At 61.1% G+C, this 16,166-nt stretch carries 15 protein-coding genes; 9 read left to right on the forward strand and 6 right to left on the reverse strand.

Annotation, left to right across the window (positions count from 1 at the left end; all coding sequences use genetic code 11):
- Positions 1 to 75: 75 nt before the first annotated feature.
- The 6 genes from ABIB49_RS00120 to ABIB49_RS00145 form a co-directional block, all read right to left on the reverse strand.
- A complete protein-coding gene (locus ABIB49_RS00120; protein ID WP_226773467.1) occupies positions 76 to 1,371 on the reverse strand; it encodes an ABC transporter permease in 1,296 nt (431 codons plus the stop codon).
- A gap of 5 nt (positions 1,372 to 1,376) precedes the next feature.
- Positions 1,377 to 2,309, reverse strand: coding sequence for an ABC transporter ATP-binding protein (locus ABIB49_RS00125; protein WP_226773468.1), 933 nt, complete (start codon positions 2,307 to 2,309; stop codon positions 1,377 to 1,379).
- Between the two features lie 333 nt (positions 2,310 to 2,642).
- A complete protein-coding gene (locus tag ABIB49_RS00130; protein ID WP_226773469.1) occupies positions 2,643 to 3,719 on the reverse strand; it encodes an extracellular solute-binding protein in 1,077 nt (358 codons plus the stop codon).
- A gap of 50 nt (positions 3,720 to 3,769) precedes the next feature.
- On the reverse strand, positions 3,770 to 4,945 hold the full coding sequence (locus ABIB49_RS00135; protein ID WP_354156540.1) for a CaiB/BaiF CoA transferase family protein: 1,176 nt from the start codon (positions 4,943 to 4,945) through the stop codon (positions 3,770 to 3,772).
- 153 nt (positions 4,946 to 5,098) lie between these two features.
- Positions 5,099 to 5,893 carry an enoyl-CoA hydratase/isomerase family protein gene (locus ABIB49_RS00140; RefSeq protein WP_226773471.1) on the reverse strand — a complete coding sequence of 265 codons (795 nt, stop codon included), beginning with the start codon at positions 5,891 to 5,893 and terminating at the stop codon, positions 5,099 to 5,101.
- 317 nt (positions 5,894 to 6,210) lie between these two features.
- Complete coding sequence (locus tag ABIB49_RS00145; protein ID WP_226773472.1) at positions 6,211 to 7,245, reverse strand: LacI family DNA-binding transcriptional regulator; 1,035 nt, start codon at positions 7,243 to 7,245, stop codon at positions 6,211 to 6,213.
- 197 nt (positions 7,246 to 7,442) lie between these two features.
- On the opposite strand from ABIB49_RS00145, the gene ABIB49_RS00150 reads away from it, so the two are divergent.
- The 9 genes from ABIB49_RS00150 (at position 7,443) to ABIB49_RS00190 (ending at position 16,152) form a co-directional block, all read left to right on the forward strand.
- The gene (locus ABIB49_RS00150) at positions 7,443 to 8,531 is read left to right on the forward strand and encodes a mandelate racemase/muconate lactonizing enzyme family protein (RefSeq protein WP_226773473.1); all 1,089 of its coding nucleotides are present in this window, start codon (positions 7,443 to 7,445) and stop codon (positions 8,529 to 8,531) included.
- Positions 8,528 to 9,883 carry an MFS transporter gene (locus ABIB49_RS00155; protein ID WP_226773474.1) on the forward strand — a complete coding sequence of 452 codons (1,356 nt, stop codon included), beginning with the start codon at positions 8,528 to 8,530 and terminating at the stop codon, positions 9,881 to 9,883. The genes ABIB49_RS00150 and ABIB49_RS00155 overlap by 4 nt, the downstream gene beginning before the upstream one ends.
- 98 nt (positions 9,884 to 9,981) lie before the next feature.
- Positions 9,982 to 11,007 carry a zinc-dependent alcohol dehydrogenase gene (locus ABIB49_RS00160; protein ID WP_226773475.1) on the forward strand — a complete coding sequence of 342 codons (1,026 nt, stop codon included), beginning with the start codon at positions 9,982 to 9,984 and terminating at the stop codon, positions 11,005 to 11,007.
- Entirely contained in the window at positions 11,004 to 11,774 is a 771-nt protein-coding gene (locus tag ABIB49_RS00165; protein ID WP_226773476.1) for an SDR family oxidoreductase, read from the forward strand. Before ABIB49_RS00160 ends, ABIB49_RS00165 begins: the two co-directional genes overlap by 4 nt.
- On the forward strand, positions 11,771 to 12,433 hold the full coding sequence (eda, locus tag ABIB49_RS00170) for a bifunctional 4-hydroxy-2-oxoglutarate aldolase/2-dehydro-3-deoxy-phosphogluconate aldolase (RefSeq protein ID WP_226773477.1): 663 nt from the start codon (positions 11,771 to 11,773) through the stop codon (positions 12,431 to 12,433). The genes ABIB49_RS00165 and eda overlap by 4 nt, the downstream gene beginning before the upstream one ends.
- Positions 12,433 to 13,515 carry a sugar kinase gene (locus ABIB49_RS00175; protein WP_226773478.1) on the forward strand — a complete coding sequence of 361 codons (1,083 nt, stop codon included), beginning with the start codon at positions 12,433 to 12,435 and terminating at the stop codon, positions 13,513 to 13,515. The genes eda and ABIB49_RS00175 overlap by 1 nt, the downstream gene beginning before the upstream one ends.
- A gap of 98 nt (positions 13,516 to 13,613) precedes the next feature.
- Positions 13,614 to 14,291, forward strand: a complete 678-nt coding sequence (locus ABIB49_RS00180; protein WP_354156541.1) for a GntR family transcriptional regulator — start codon at positions 13,614 to 13,616, stop codon at positions 14,289 to 14,291.
- 170 nt (positions 14,292 to 14,461) lie between these two features.
- Positions 14,462 to 15,184, forward strand: coding sequence for a DUF969 domain-containing protein (locus ABIB49_RS00185; protein WP_226773480.1), 723 nt, complete (start codon positions 14,462 to 14,464; stop codon positions 15,182 to 15,184).
- Complete coding sequence (locus ABIB49_RS00190; RefSeq protein WP_226773481.1) at positions 15,181 to 16,152, forward strand: DUF979 domain-containing protein; 972 nt, start codon at positions 15,181 to 15,183, stop codon at positions 16,150 to 16,152. The genes ABIB49_RS00185 and ABIB49_RS00190 overlap by 4 nt, the downstream gene beginning before the upstream one ends.
- Positions 16,153 to 16,166: the final 14 nt, after the last annotated feature.

The following is a 16,166-nucleotide window of genomic DNA, read 5'->3' on the forward strand; positions in this document are numbered from 1 at the left end:
AGCTCGCGAAACCTGTTTCCTCGCGTGCCGGACGGGCCCAGGTGGCATAACAATCGGCCCTCCGGCGGGTCTGAGTCATTTTCCGTCGGATGTCCTGCGTTTGCGGAAGGTCCCTGCAATGGAGAGCTTGCCCGAGTACTGGATGGATCCGTAGCGGAACAAGTGGACCGCAAGGCGGAGGATGAGGAAGCCGGTGATGTAGAGCTCGGCAATAACGATCACGGATTCTGCGGGGCTGAGGGTGCCAAAAGCGTTGCGGAGCATGGCGGTGACCGGCGCTGAAAGCGGGAAGTAGGTGAAGATCTGCACGATGACCGCGCCCGGATCGGAGATGATCAGGCTGATCGCATAGAACGGGATGAAAATCAGCGCCATAAGCGGCCCGAAGATGGTGCCGGCATCCTTGGCGGTAGGCATGATCGCGCCGATCGCGACCAGGACGCCGGTAAAAACAGTGAAGCCGCCCACCAGGAGCAGTGCGCCAACAATAATGGTTCCGGGTTCAAATGAAATGCTGGACAGATCCAGGTCCGGGAGGGCAAGTTTGTCGCGGAAGAAGAGGTAGCCGGTGGCGATTGGCGTAAGGAAGACCAAAATCTGGACCAGGCCCACCATAAACAGGGCAATGACTTTGCCAATGATCAAGGTGGTGGGGTTCAGCGTTGTCAGGATCATCTCAGTGACCCGGTTCTCCTTTTCTTCCAATGTGCTGTTGAGCATCTGGTTGGAGAGCAGAATGATGGAGATGTAAAAGATCAGCAGGAACATCAGCGGCGGGATCGCGGAGCCGAAGCCGCCGGTTGGCTGGCCGTTCTTGAAGGTTTGTGTTTCGGTTTTTACATTGCCGCTGGCCGCGGCGGTTAGTTGCGGGGAGCCCACTGCCCCCTGGGCCGAGGCGGTCAGGAGCTGTTTGGCAACGGCGTCGTATTTACCGTTTTCGAAAATTCCTTGGTCGGTGCCATAGACCTTTACCGGCTCGGTGGCCGGCTGCGCAGGGTAGGCGAAGTACGCCTCCGACACCCCGCTCTTGACGTTTTGCAGGGCCTTGTCCGGGTCCGCCTCGGCCCTGCCACCCATGGCGGTGGCTATGTCCGGGGCAATGAGTCCGGAGTCGTCTGTGTAGGTGAAGGCCACGGTGGCGTTCCGCTGCGCGTCTTCGCTGGCGGCCGTGGAGGTATTGCTCAGGTAGACCAGTGCGAACACGATTGCCAGCACCACGGGGATGGCCAGGGTCGCGATCCAGAAGCCGCGCTTTTTCATGGTGCGGTTGAATTCGAAACCGACAACGGTGCCCAGGTTATGCCTGGCGAACGGCCGTTTCGGGCTGACGGGCGCCGGGGTGGTTCGCTGCTTTGGGGATTGTCCTGCCATGGGGTTCAGGCCTCCGCCATGTTGTGGTTCTCGCCGTAGACCTTAATGAAGACTTCGTCCAGCGACGTTCGCGCCGTCGTGAAGGACCGCACGGCCACACCCCGGCCGATCAGCTCGCGCAACACGGCGGCTTCGTCGCCGCCGGGGCGGGGGGAGAGTTCGGCGTCGGACCCGGTGTCGGATACGACGTCGAACAGGGCCGACGGCGGCAGGGTGCCGTTGTAGGAGAGCCGGTAATGGGTCCCGCCGAATTCGTCCTGAACTTCCGCGACGGTGCCGTAGGCGCGTGCGGTACCGTCCTTGAGCAGGATAACCCGCTGGCATAGCCGTTCGACTTCTTCCATTTGGTGGGTCACCATAATGACCGTCGCACCGGCGAGCTTCTGTTCCTCGATGATGTCCATCAGCAGGTTCCGGTTTACCGGGTCAAACCCCTTAGTCGGTTCGTCCAGGATCAGCAGCTCGGGCTGGTTCATGATTGTCACACCGAGCTGGATTTTTTGCTGCTGGCCGCCAGAGAGCTTGTCCAGCCGCATACCGGCCTTGTCGGCAAGTTCAACCCGGTCCAGGTACTCCCGGGACCAGGCCTTGGCGTGCGTTTTGTCCAGGCCTTTGAGCTGGCCAAAGTAGACCATAACGTCCATGACGGACTCTTTTTTGTACAGGCCGCGCTCTTCGGGCAGATAACCGAGCCGGGCCCCGTCTTCGGGGGTGAACGGCCTGCCACCGATGTGGAGCGTCCCCGCCGTCGGCTGGTAAATCCCCAGCAGGGCCCGCAAGGTGGTGGTCTTACCGGATCCGTTGCTGCCCAGGAAGCCAAAAGTTTCCCCGGCGCGGACATCGAAGGAGAGGTCTTTGATGACCGTAGTGTCCCCGAAATCCATCCTAAAATCTTTGATGTGTACCAGCGGCTCGGTGGCCGTGTCCCCCAGCGTCATGCACACCACTCTAACCGGCCAGATGCCCGGGCTGATTAGCGACGCGGGGCCTAATTGCCGAGTGGCAAACCGGCGAATCGGCCAGCGCGATCCGCGCCGGCTGGTTAATCGAGGGGGCTGGAACCTACCTTCACCTTGCGGTGCGGTGCGGTGCGGTGCGGTGCGCTGCCTCGCCCTTCCCTGATGCTTGCCGCCTTTGGGTGAGGTAGCCATGGACCTCACCCAAGTGACAGATGAAGGGGAAGCCGAAATGGGTTCCCCTTCATCTTGATTTGTCGACTTGCGTGCGTTCAACCTGAGAAACCCCACTGCTGGCGGCCCGGAAGCATCGCCCTAACGGCTATCGCTCATTCTCGCTGCTTCCATGTTCATTGATGTGATGAGTTGTTGATCTGAAATTTCTCCTCGGAGCGCCTGCGTCACCCACGGCGAGACGGTGTCCTGGAAAGCGACATACGCGGGCAGCCGTGGACGCATGTAGGCGCCTTCCATCGTTGATTTCGTTCCTTTGAAGAAGTCCAGTGTCTGCGAATTTAATTCTTCGTTGTCCCACGCGGAGGAATTCCCGGGTTGACCACCTGACCGGAAGTAGACTCCGTTCTGGGTATCGGCGGACGATACCCAGAACGCAAAGGCACGAGCCTCGTCCGCATAGCTGCTGTACGCTGAAACGGCGATGCCCGCGCCACCAAGGAGTGAACCCCGGACACCTTCGCGACCTGCAGGAATGTCCGAGTATGCGAGCCGTACTTCCCGGTATCCCCGACGGGAGTAGTTTGTATACCCAAATGCCAGCGGCGAATAGCACCATTCATCGCTCCGGCACATCGCCTCTGCGACATCTATTGGATTGGCCTCGAAACAAAATTCCGGAACGAGGGCCGCGAGTTCGTGCATACGATCCAGCGCTTCGAATCCGTCGTCCGGACGAAGAAAGGTTCCAGGTGTAGCAAACGCAGGAGCGCCGTTGTTGGCGGCGATGGTGATAAGGCTTGAATACGAGTCAATGGGCTTTGCCGCCCACAGGACCTTCCCCTGTTTTGCCAACCTCATCACGGCTTCCCAATCATCAGGGGCATCCCTGAGGAGATCGGGTCGACGAACTGCCACTTGTGTTGCGGCATCACTTGCAAGTCCATACTGATGGCCTCCGTACTCATAACTTGAGTGGGAGGCCCCCGCTGACTGGGCGGCAAGCCTTGAAAGCTCCTCATCGAATCCCGCCCCGTCCAAACGGGCAAGTGCCCCTTGACTGGCTGCCAATGGAATATGTGGGTGATCGATGACCAACAGATCAAAGTGTCGTGAAAGTTCCTCCAGCGGCGCATCGGCGAATGACTGGAGGGACCGATATTGCCAGTCAACAACAACGCCCGCTGTTTTCGCGTACATCTCGGACGCGCTGACCATGCAATCGTATCCTCGGGCATGTTCCCAGGTCATTCCCCGAAGCCGCGTGGTCATAGGACTCCCCCCTTGAGCGTTTCATTGTGCTGGCCCAACTTCGGAGCCGGCCTATTACAGTTAATAATCTGACCGTCGACGCGGATTGGACTCCGTGTGGTCAGCAGAGAGAAGTCTTCTCCGCTCTGTGTGACTGATGCCTTACGCGAGACCTGCTGCGTCATGTTGATGGCTGCAAACCCGTCGTGGGCGACCAGCTCTTCGAGCGTCAGAACTGGAGCGCACCAGACATCCGCAGCATCAAGCAACTCAAGCCAGTGGTCGGTTGATTCATGAAGGAACGTGGCGGCGAGGATCTTAGCGATCTCGGGTTCCTGCTGCCACGCAGCCGCAGGATCGGTCAGCTCTTCAAGTGCCGTCACGTTTAGGAGGGCGCCCAGTTTTGCTATCGGATTCATGGCAAGCGCGATGAATCCATCTTTCGTGAGGTACGTGCCATAGGGTGCAGCCAAGAAAGCGTTCGCTGAATTCTTGCCTCTGCGCTCGACGGTGACAGTGGAATCGTTTAAATGAGTGCTCAGCAACTCGAACTGCAAGTCCAAGAGACCTTCGAGCAGGCTCGTTTCGACGTGGCCGCCTCTGCCGGTCCGTTCCCGACGAAGAAGTAGCGCGGTCACCCCTTGGGCGATATGACAGCTCATGAGGTGGTCGGCTATGGAGATCCCGACGGGCACGGGTCCATCCTCGGAGCTCCCGCTAAGCCAAGGAATACCGGAGATGGACTGCGCGAGCAGATCCTGTCCGGGGCGGTCCTTCCACGGTCCGTGATTTCCGTAGCCAGTCGCACTTGCGTAGACAATACGGGGATTCAGCTCGCTGACGGACTCGTAGTCGAGGCCGATTCGCTCCATGACACCTGGGCGGAAGTTCTGGATAATGACGTCCGCCTGAGTAATCAGTTTCCGAACAACCGCCAAGTCGGTCGAATCTTTCAAATCAGCTGTATAGCTTTCCTTGTTGCGGTTCATTGCATGGAATGACACCGTGTCTCCGTCTGCTGTCCGTCCGGCAAATGCCAGCGTGCGGCCGATGTCTCCTGTTTCGGGCCGTTCGATTTTTATAACCCTTGCGCCTAGGTCGGCCAGGCGGAGGGCCGCAACAGGGCCAGCAAGAAATTGACTGAAATCAAGCACAACAATTCCTTCCAGCGGAAGGTCAAGTGTTTCACGCAAAATAGCTCCAATTCATCTTCTTCGAATACCTTCGGGTTAATGACCCGGGCCGGAAAGTGGTTATGGTCGGGAGGGATCGCTAGCCTCTGCCGGACCCCGTTGGGTTGAACGCTGCAGGAGGGTCTCGCGGCCCTCCTGGGATGGGTTGCGCCTTCAACTGCCAGTAAAGCGCGGGATTCTTCGTTCTGCGAATGCTGTAAGCCCCTCCCGGGCATCGTCAGTTTCATAAAGTGTGTCCCCAAACAAGCTTTCCGTTTGGAGCGCAGCACTAATCTCTTGAGCTACGCCGTGGGCGACGCACTTTTTTACGGCAGTAAGAGCCAATGGGGCGCTGGCAGCCAAAGTGGTTGCTATCACGTTCACACCCTTTTGGAACTCGGCTGAAGACAAAAGCTGATTGAAAAGTCCCCAAGTCTCCGCTTGTTTCGGGGTAATGCTCCCGCCCATCATGCAAAGTTCCACGGCCCGACTCGGGCCGACGACGCGGGTCAGCCTCTGAACGCCGCCGTTGCCCGGCATCAGCCCGAGTTTAACCTCGGGCAGGCCAATTCTTTGGGTACCGTCAAGGCCGATCCGCATATCGCAAGCGAGCGCCAGTTCAAGGCCCCCCCCGAGTGCGTGTCCGGCGATGGCGCCGATATACGGTTTGCTGCTGTTGGAAATAGCGAGAGTCACTGCTCGTGCCATTTCTACGACAGCCAAGTTTTCGGCCCTCGTGTTTGACGCAAATTCATTAACGTCAGCACCGGCAGAGAAATATCCCTCGATCGCACTTTCCAGGACTACTACACGTATGTCACTACTGGATTCAATCGACTTCAAGATTTCCAGGAGTTCCTCCAGCATGGCCGCATTGTAAGCATTTACGGGAGGTCTGGACAACGAGATTGTAGCGATGCCTGCTTCACATGACAGTGCTATTGTCTTTTGGATTTCTTGCGTGCTCATTCTCTGTCTCCTATGACAAGCGGGCGTTGTACCAAAATGTCTGCAGTGCAAATTTTGCAGAAGACTGCGCGTCGGCGCTGAATGCGCAGCCGATAATGTCAACTTCCGAAGAAAACCGGTTTTCTACAAAGTACATCACCACGCTCGATCGTGCAATGGCCAAGTTAATGCCCCTGCGACGGCGGTGGCATGCCGGGCGTCACCCGGGTGGACTTCCGTCCTAAACGGCGGCCATGCAAAGGCGGCCAGAGGTCGCGAGGCCCAGTGTTCGCATTCACGGTCACTTCCTGCCGGAGACCGGGTCCGGTCGGGTGCGCCTAAGTTGCCAAGCTGCTTGTGGACTGGCGCACAACAACTTGCGGGGCGGTGGGGACGTAAATGTTCTGCGGCTTTTCGCCGTCGAGTTGGGCGCAGACGGCATCGACAGAGGCCCGGCCCAGTTCGTCCAGTGGCATCGCGATGGTCGTTAGGGGTGGATCGAGGTATCCGGCGAGGGGGAGGTCGTCGTAGGAGATGACTGACATCTGTCCGGGAACCGATACATGCGCCTCACGCAGCGCGTGAAGCGCGCCGATGGCTTGGTTGAGGGTGCTGGTGAAAATGCCGGTAATCTCCGGGTGCCCGGCAAGAAGGCGACGTGTTGCTGTGTAGCCGCCCTTTTCATTGAACTCACCTGACTCGACCGCGGGATGGGGAAGCTTTGCGCTGCGGGCAGCTGAGAGGAAGCCGTCTCGTCTGAGTTGGGATGGCGCCAGGGCTGCTGGTCCGGATACGTGGCCGATTCGTCGATGTCCGAGTTTCCTCAAGTGCTCCACGGCGCAGGCGCTGGATGCCTCGAAGTCCATAGTCACATTCCTGCCGGAGCCTTCAACCGGCCGATTGACAAAGACATGAGATATGTCGGTTTCGGGCAAAATGCGCAGGAGGGGGTGGTCCGGTCGGGCCGAGGCTATCAGCAGGCCGTCCACCCGGCCCGATGCGACGAGATCGGCAAAAGTTTCGTCGACACCATCGTCTTCGGAATCTTCGGCGAGCAGCAATGCGTATCCCCGGAGGCGGGCCTGCTGGTAAGCCCCGCGGGTAATTCTCGAATATACGGGGTTAGTCAGGTCAGGGATCAGGAGCGCTAGAGCCCGCGTTCTGGATCCGGCAAGAGCCCTGGCGCCGGCGTGTGGTTGGTAGCCCAGCCTGGAGGCGGATTCGATGACGCGAAGGCGGGTCTCTTTGCGGACTGAGAGGGTCGGGTCATTGTTCAGGACGCGTGAAGCTACGGATTTCGTGACGCCCGCGAGTTCAGCAACGTCCACAAGCCGCGAGCGGGTTGCCTGCCCGATCCTAAGTTCCTGATCCACTGCACCCTACTCCGCGCCGCGGCTATCCAGCGGACCGGACGGGGCCTGGGCGCTATCCGCCGAATTCGACCTTCTAAAAAACACTTGACATAGCAACCAGCCCATAATACCTTGAGCGCATCTAGAAAACCGGTTTTCTTGAGGTTTTAGGCCATCTCCCGGTTTTTGGACAATGCTCCCCGGTTCAAGGAGGAACTATGGCGAAAATTGAAAATGTGCAGACGGGCTTGTACCGAATTCCGCTGGCGCAGGCGCTCACAGACAGCACGCACGGACTTATGGTGGATTTTGAGCTGATCACGGTCCGGATCACGGACAGTGACGGGGCCGTCGGATTGGGCTACACCTACACCGTCAATGACGGCGGAGCTGCCGTCGCGGTGATGATCGAGCGCTATCTGGCGCCCAAGCTTCAGGGCCGCGATCCGGAATACACCGAAAAGATATGGCAGGACCTGTGGTGGACACTGCACTACGCCGGCCGCGGCGGACACGCTACCTCGGCCATCTCGGCCATCGACATCGCACTGTGGGACTTGAAAGGACGCCGGCTGGGTCAGCCGCTCTGGCGGCTCTTTGGCGGGTTTGACCCGAGGGTCCCGGTCTATGCCGGCGGCATCGACCTCGAGCTCACCACGCAGGAGCTGCTGGCACAATCCGACAGTTTTCAGGCGCAGGGGTTCCGGGCGATCAAGATGAAGGTCGGACGGCCGGTCCTGAAGGACGACCTCGAGCGGGTCGCTGCCATGCGGTCGCACCTGGGCGATAACTTCCCGCTGATGGTGGACGCGAACATGAAGTGGAGCGCAGACGAAGCCATCCGGGCCGCCCGGGCACTCGCGGAATTTAACCTAGTTTGGATTGAAGAACCCACAATTCCCGACGATGTGGCGGGTTACGCCCGCATCCTTCGTGACGGCGGGCAACCGATCGCCGGCGGCGAAAATTTGCACACTCTTTATGAATTTCAACAGGCCATCACAGCCGGTGCCCTCTCCTTCCCGGAACCCGATGTGAGTAACTGCGGCGGTTACACGACTTTTCGAAAAATTTGTTCCCTCGCCGAGGCGCACAACCTGCCGGTAACCTCCCATGGTGTGCACGACCTGACAGTCCACGCTTTGGCAGCCGCCCCCAACCGCTCCTATATGGAGGCACACGGTTTCGGCCTGGACGCCTACATCACCCATCCGTTGCTCATTCAAGACGGATTTGCTATTGCCCCGGAACGCCCCGGCCACGGCGTGGATTTGGACTTTGCTGCCCTGGAAGGACTCCATTCATGACTTTGAACCAGAAAACGACTGCTACCCACGAGCAGGCTGACCGATCCGTGAAGGGAATCCGCTGGCGGGTCCTGGGCGCCAACGCCGGTGTGCTCATGCTCAACTACGGCGACCGGGCAGCCCTGGGTGTTGCTGCACCGCTAATCATCAATGAGTTCGGGTTCAGCACCGGGACCATGGGTATCATTTTGGGCGCTTTCGCTTTCACGTATGCACCGGCTTGCTTCGCCGGCGGTGCGCTGGCGGACAAATTTGGTCCCCGCAAAACGATGGCCGTCGCCGCGGCGTGGTGGTCATTGTGTATCGCACTGACTGCCCTCTGTTTCAACTTCGCCACTTTCTTTATCCAGCGCCTGCTGTTCGGACTTGGTGAAGGTCCGCAGGGGTCCGTCACGGCACGGACCATGACGAACTGGTTTCCTAAAAAGGAATATGCCACGGCAATGGGCTTGACCTTCGCGGCAAACCCATTGGGTGCAGCTGTTGGAATTCCCCTCGTCGCAGGGCTGCTGGCCCTCTCGAACAATAACTGGCGGATCCCGTTCCTTGTCCTCGGAGCGGTGGGGCTCATTATCGCGGCGCTCTGGTATTGGCTTATCAGGGACAAGCCCGCAGATCACCCGAGGATTACCCGTGAAGAACTGGCCCTCATCACTACCGACGACGCGTCGGCCCGGGAACTAAACACCGAACACGTCCCGCCGCTGCGCTTCTACCTTCGCCAGCCGGCAGTGATTGCCAACTCCATCGCCTTTTTCGGCTTCAGCTGGCTGCTGTTCATGTTCCTTTCCTGGTATCCCCTGTTCTTGGTCCAGACCCAGCACATCAACCTCTCCAGTCTCGCGTGGGCTGCGGCTCTGCCCTGGGTGGCAGGGTCCGTCGGCACGGCGCTGGGCGGGATACTTTCGGACCGGCTGGCCCGCCGTTCAGGGGCTCCGTTCCGTGTCCGGAAGTGGATGACGGGGTTCTTCCTGGGACTCAGCGGCCTGCTCTGCATTCCGCTCGCAGCAGTGAATTCGTTGGGTCTGGCAGTTGGTCTGTTCTCGATCGTGCTGCTGACCCTCTACTTGGCCAACGTCCAGTTCTTCGCCATCGTGCGTGACTTTGTACACCCGTCCCGGCTGGGCGGTGTCACGGGATTCGTGCACTTCTGCGCCAACCTAGCCGGCATCATCGCCCCGATCGTGACGGGCTTCTTAATCCAGGGCCTGGGATCTTGGCCGGCAGCCTTCGGGCTGGCAGCCGGCCTCGCCGTGATCGGCGCCATCGCGCTGATCCTCGTCAAGGCACCGACGGCCGGTCCTGCTGATTCCCCCGCGAAGCCTCAGGATGCCCTAGAACTCGAGGTCTGAGCCTACCCTCCGCGACTTGGGCCCGGGCCCAAGCACTAACCAACCGTTTCGGTCCGGGTCTCCCGGACCGAAATAGTTCCACCGAAGGAAGAAAAAATATGTCCGCCGCCGTGTACACAGGCAACAGCACCATCAACATTGTCAAGAGCATCCAAGAGCCGCCCAAACCGGGAGAAGTCCAGATCGAGGTGGCGTACACCGGAATCTGCGGGACCGACCTGCACGTCCTGCACGGAAACATGGACTCCCGGGTTACTCTCCCCGCCGTCATCGGGCATGAAATGTCCGGTCGGGTGGCTGCCCTGGGTGAAGGCGTCAACGGATGGAAGATTGGTGAGGCCGTGACGGTCATGCCCTTGGACTGGTGCGGAGACTGCCCTGCCTGCAGGGCCGGACATCAACATATCTGTCAGAATCTGAACTTTATCGGTATCGATTCCCCCGGCGCGCTGCAGAAATATTGGAATGTTGCGGAGGATGTCCTCGTCCGTCTGCCGTCCTCGCTGCGCCTGGATCACGCCGCCCTTGTCGAACCTGTCGCTGTAGCGGTCCACGATGTCCGCCGGGCAGCGCTGGAGCCCGGTGAGAAGGCAGTGGTCATCGGCGGCGGGCCCATTGGTGTTCTCATCGCCGTCACCGCGCGGCATGCCGGCGCATCCGTGGTGGTGCTGGAACTCGATGCCGACCGCCGAGCCATGATCAAAGAGCTGGGATTCGAAGTACTGGACCCGCGGACCCAGGACCAGGGCGAATGGGTGAATGCCTGGACGGGCGGGGCCGGCGCCGATGTGGTCTTTGAGGTCTCCGGTGCGGCTGCGGCGGTCCTGGGCGCGACGGCGCTTGCAAAAGTCCGGGGCCGGCTCGTTGTCGTAGCCATCCACCCGCAGCCCCGGCCACTTGACCTGCAGCGTGTGTTCTGGCGGGAGCTGACGATCCTGGGCGCCAGGGTCTACGAACGCCGAGACTTCGAAACGGCGGTGGGGCTGCTGGCGGACGGGGTTATCCCTGCCGACCAGCTGATCACCGGTATCGTGCCGCTGGCAAGGACCGCGGAGGCGTTCAGCCAGCTTGCATCCGGGGACGCCATGAAGATCCTCATCGACTGCCAGGCGGTGCCGGCGTGAACGCGTCGGCTTTTGACCTGACCGGAAAGCTCGCTGTCGTCACCGGCGCCAAGCGCGGCCTGGGGAGGGCGATAGCGGAGGCCCTGGCCGCCGCGGGAGCCGATATTATCGGGGTCAGTGCCACCCTGGAACCGGTCGGCAGTGGGGTGGCACGCGCGGTCGAATCGCTCGGTCGATCTTTCACCGCCAAGACGGTGGACTTCGCCGACCGTGATGCTGTCCGCGTTCTAGCTGCCGACCTCGTGGCAATGGAACGGCCGGTGGACATCCTTATTAATAACGCCGGCACAATCGAACGAGCCCCCGCGTCTGAGCATTCGGACGAACTTTGGGACCACGTTCTCCAGGTGAATCTGTCCTCCCAGTTTGTTCTCAGCCGCGAGGTTGGTAAGGCCATGATCGCCCGCGGTGCCGGTGGAAAGATGGTCTTTACGGCATCGCTGCTCAGTTTCCAGGGCGGCATCAACGTGCCGGGCTATACGGCGGCCAAATCCGGTATTGCAGGGCTGACAAAGGCCCTGTCCAACGAGTGGGCTGTCCACGGCATCAACGTCAACGCCATCGCCCCCGGATACATTGCCACGGACAACACCGAGGCCCTGCGTAATGACCCTGCCCGGTCCCAGGCAATCCTGGACCGGATACCTGCCGGGCGCTGGGGCGCCGCCGAAGATATGGCCGGGGCCGTTGTGTTCCTCTCCAGCCCTGCATCGGACTACGTCTGCGGGACGGTACTGCCGGTCGACGGCGGGTGGCTGGGGCGATGACAGCGAGTGCTTCAGTCACGGAAACACTTGCCGTGATCGGAATTGTTCCAGTGGTCGTCCTTGATGACGCGTCCCGGGCCCACGAGCTTGCCGATGCGCTGGTCCAAGGCGGCATTCCGTGCGCCGAAATCACATTCCGAACTCCGGCAGGGCTGGAGGCGCTCGCAACCCTGCGCCGCCGCACCGACATTCTTCTCGGTGCAGGCACAGTGCTGACTGCCGCGGGCGTTGATCTCGCCGCTGATGCCGGGGCGAAGTTCATCGTCAGCCCCGGACTCGGCGCAGACGTCCTGGCCCGCTGCCGCGAACATGGCCTTACGCCCATTCCAGGGATAGCCACCGCCTCCGAACTGCAGGCAGCAGCGGCCGCTGGTCTGCGGCATGTGAAGCTCTTTCCCGCCGAATTGGCTGGCGGGCTGCCTATGCTTACGGCCCTGGCCGGTCCGTTCCCCGAAATGCGGTTTATGCCCAGCGGCGGACTGACTCCGGAAAATGTCACCACATACCTGGACCACCCGGCGGTGTTCGCTGCCGGTGGCAGCTGGATGGTCCCCCGGGCCGCGATTCGCGCAGGCGACTTTGACGAAGTGGCTCGGCTCTGCGCAGAAACAATGGGTCACCTGGCCGGGCACCAACGCAAGAAGGCGGTACCGTCCTGATGCTGCTGAACATCAAAACCGACGCCGCCTACGACGCGGTGGCCCTCGGGGAAATCATGCTGCGGCTGGACCCTGGAAGCGGGCGGATCCGCACCGCACGCCACTTCGACGTCTGGGAGGGAGGTGGGGAGTACAACGCCATCCGGGCGCTCAGCCAAGTCTTCGGCCTACGGACGGCTGCTGTGTCGGCACTTGCTGACAATGACATCGGGCGCCTTATAGAAGGCCTGGCCCGCGCAGGCGGGGTAGATACATCGCTGATTAACTGGGTACCCGATGACGGGACGGGTCGCGCAGCGCGCAACGGGCTGAACTTTACCGAGCGAGGCTTCGGCATCCGGGGCGCGCGCGGTGTCTCCGACCGCGGAAATACGGCGGCTTCCCGGCTCGGTCCCGACGACGTGGACTTTGCCGACCTCTTCGGTGTTCGAGGTGTCCGTTGGTTCCACACCGGAGGCATATTCGCCGGCCTGTCCTACAACGCCTGTGCGACGGCGGTTGCCGCCATGGCAGCTGCCCGGGCCCACGGCACCGTCGTTTCCGTCGATCTCAATTACCGGCCCAGTCTCTGGGCGGACCACGGTGGAGAACAACGTGCCGCCGACGTCTTCACCCAACTAACTGCAAGCGCTGACATTGTCATTGGCGGTGAAACCGACTTCTTGGACCGGTTGGCTATCGAACCCCCGGTCCCCGCAGAAGACGGCGAACAACGCTTTAGCACCATCGCCTCCCGGACCCTGGCCCGGTTTCCGAACCTGCGCATGGTGGCCGCCACCGCCCGCAGGGTCAGCAGTGCCAGCCGTAATGACTGGCAAGGCATGTGCCACACCTTAGCGACAGGAACTGTGGTCTCCCCGGAACGCAAGGACCTGGAAATCCTCGACCGGGTTGGTGGGGGCGACGGATTCGCCGCCGGACTCATCTACGCTCTTCTCCAGGGGCTACCGGTCCAGGAAGCCGTCGATATCGGCGCAGCGCACGGTGCGCTGGCGATGACAACCCCGGGCGACAACTCCATGGCGACTTTGGCGGAAGTGCTGAGCGCGGCGCAGGGCCTGGGTGCGGCCACTGAACGGTAGGCGCGCCCGCCAAGACTACCCAAGGATGCCGGAGCCGCCCGGGGCGCCCGTCGCTGGTGCATGCCGGTCGTGTCCCCCCGCCAACTAGGCTAAGCACCATGACTTTCGAAGCGGTACTGGATTCCCTTCGCCGGATGGCTAAGGGCTCAACCCACTCCCACACCGGTGTGTGGATCTCAGCCCAACTGCGTCAGCGGATAGCTGCCGGCGAGCTCGCGCCCGGCACAAAGTTATCCGAGGAAGCCCTGGGCGATGCCCTGGGTGTCAGCCGGAACACGCTCCGGGAGGCGTTCACCGCGCTGAACGCCGAACATATTATTACCCGCATTCCCAACCGCGGAGTTTTTGTCGCGAGACCGTCCGCGGCAGACGTTCGTGAAATTTACCGTGTGCGCGGCTTTATTGAACCTGCAGCCGTGCTGTGGCAGGAACCAGCGGCGCTGGACGAGTTGCGGGTAATTGTCGCCGCGGCCCAGCTGGCCCGTTCCAGCGGGGATGTCAACGGGATGGCGGCAGCCAATCAGGAATTCCACCGGGCCCTGGTTGCGCGGGCGGCAAGTGAGCGGCTTGATTCGTTGATGGAGCAGGTCTTGGCGGAAATGCGGCTGGTGTTCCACTCGATGGGATCCGATCCGGCATTCCACGAGCCCTACGTGGCGGACAACGCGCACGTGATTGAGTTGATGGCCGCCGGGGACAATGCCGCTGCCGCGGAATTCGTGCGCCACTATCTTGACCGGGCCGAGGCTCAACTACTCGAGGCCATGACCGATTAGCCGGACGCGGCGGCGCCTTGCGCATTGTTCAACAAATCCCTAGGCTGTGGATCACGGTGATGGGCATCACTTTGCGGGGGACCACCTTCCCGGCACGGGCCGGCTCGGCCATGCCACGATAACTACTCGCGTCCGCAGAGCGGACCTGATCCATGCGGGGATGGATGGATATGCTCGTACTAATCGGAGTTTTGCTGGTCATCGTCGGCTTTGCCATCCGAATGAACCCACTGATTGTTGTTACCGCCTCAGGCATCATCACGGCCCTTCTTGGCGGACTGACGCCGCTACAAATCCTCGACGCCTTCGGTTCCGGCTTCGCCAGCAGCAGGTCGGTCACGATTTTTGTTGTGGTCCTTCCCGTCATCGGCATCATCGAACGGTTTGGCCTCCAGGAGCAGGCGAAGATCTTGATTTCCAAGCTCGCCAAGCTCACGGCCGGGCGTGTCCTTTTGGGGTACCTCCTGGTCCGCCAAGCCACGGCTGCCCTCGGCCTGACCGGCATCGGCGGCCATGCGCAGACGGTGCGGCCATTGGTCTTCCCGATGGCAGAAGGCGCCGCGCTGCGGCGGTACGGCGAGGTTCCGGAGAAGGTACGGGAAAAAATCAAGGGCCACTCCGCTGCCGCAGACAACGTCGGCGTCTTCTTCGGCGAGGACATTTTTGTCGCAGTAGGCTCGATCCTGCTGATCACCACCTTCGTGGACGCGACATACGGGCTCCACCTGGAGCCGCTTGAGTTGGCCATCTGGGCTATCCCGTCCGCCGTGATCGCCTTCCTGATCCACGGGTTCCGTCTCTTGCGGCTCGACCGCGAGCTGGACCGGGACGTCCAGGCAACCCAACAAGCAGCGAAGACCGCCCAGAGCGCCACTGTCGGAGGCAACGCATGATCAAGGTTGAAGCTGTCTTCTGGCTGATTGGCATTCTTTTTGTTGCCTGGGCATTCTTGATTGCCCGCGATACGACCCATCCGAAGCGCTGGGGCAGTGCGGCTTTTTGGGGACTGCTGGGTGTGTGCTTCTTCTATGGCACTTGGGTCCAGGCTGGCACCGCGCCGCCGTGGATCCTGGGCGTGGCCGTGCTGGTGCTGGTGACTCTTGCCAGTTCGGGACCCCTTGGTGATGGCAAAGCAAGGTCCACGAGCATGGCGGAGCGCGCCGTATCCGCCACCCGGTTCGGCAACAGGCTCTTCATCCCCGCGCTCGTCCTGCCGGTGGTGACGGTGATCATTGTGCTGCTCGCTCCGGTGCTGAAGATCGGTGGACAACCCATCTTCGATCCCACCAACACAACACTCGTGGCACTGGCCGTCGGTGCCGTCGCGGCTGCCGTCGTCGCCGTCGTTATTCTGCGGCCGAAGCAGAAGCTGACCCCGATTTTCGAAGGGCGCCGCATTCTCGAGTCCATCGGCTGGGCAGCACTGCTGCCGCAGATGCTCTCCACGCTTGGCATTTTGTTCACCAAAGCCGGCGTCGGCACGGCGGTGGGCACGCTGGCCAAAGGCATACTTCCGGAGGGTTCGCTGATTGCCGCCGTGATCGTCTACTCCGTTGGGATGTTCCTCTTTACGGTGCTGATGGGCAACGCCTTCGCCGCGTTTCCCATCATGACAGCCGCCATCGGCTGGCCGGTCCTGGTCCAGGGCTTCCATGGGAATCCAGCGATCATCTTCGCGATCGGCATGCTGGCGGGCTTCTGCGGGACGCTCTGCACACCGATGGCCGCCAACTTCAACCTGGTCCCGGCGGCGCTATTGGAAATGAAAAACAAATACGGAGTCATCAGGGCCCAGATCGCCACGGCAATTCCGTTGCTGGGCGCCAACACAGCACTGATGTACTTCCTGGCCTTCAACTGACTTTGCCCTTCAAA

Source organism: Arthrobacter sp. UYCu512 (genome assembly GCF_040547075.1).
GTDB lineage: Bacteria > Actinomycetota > Actinomycetes > Actinomycetales > Micrococcaceae > Arthrobacter.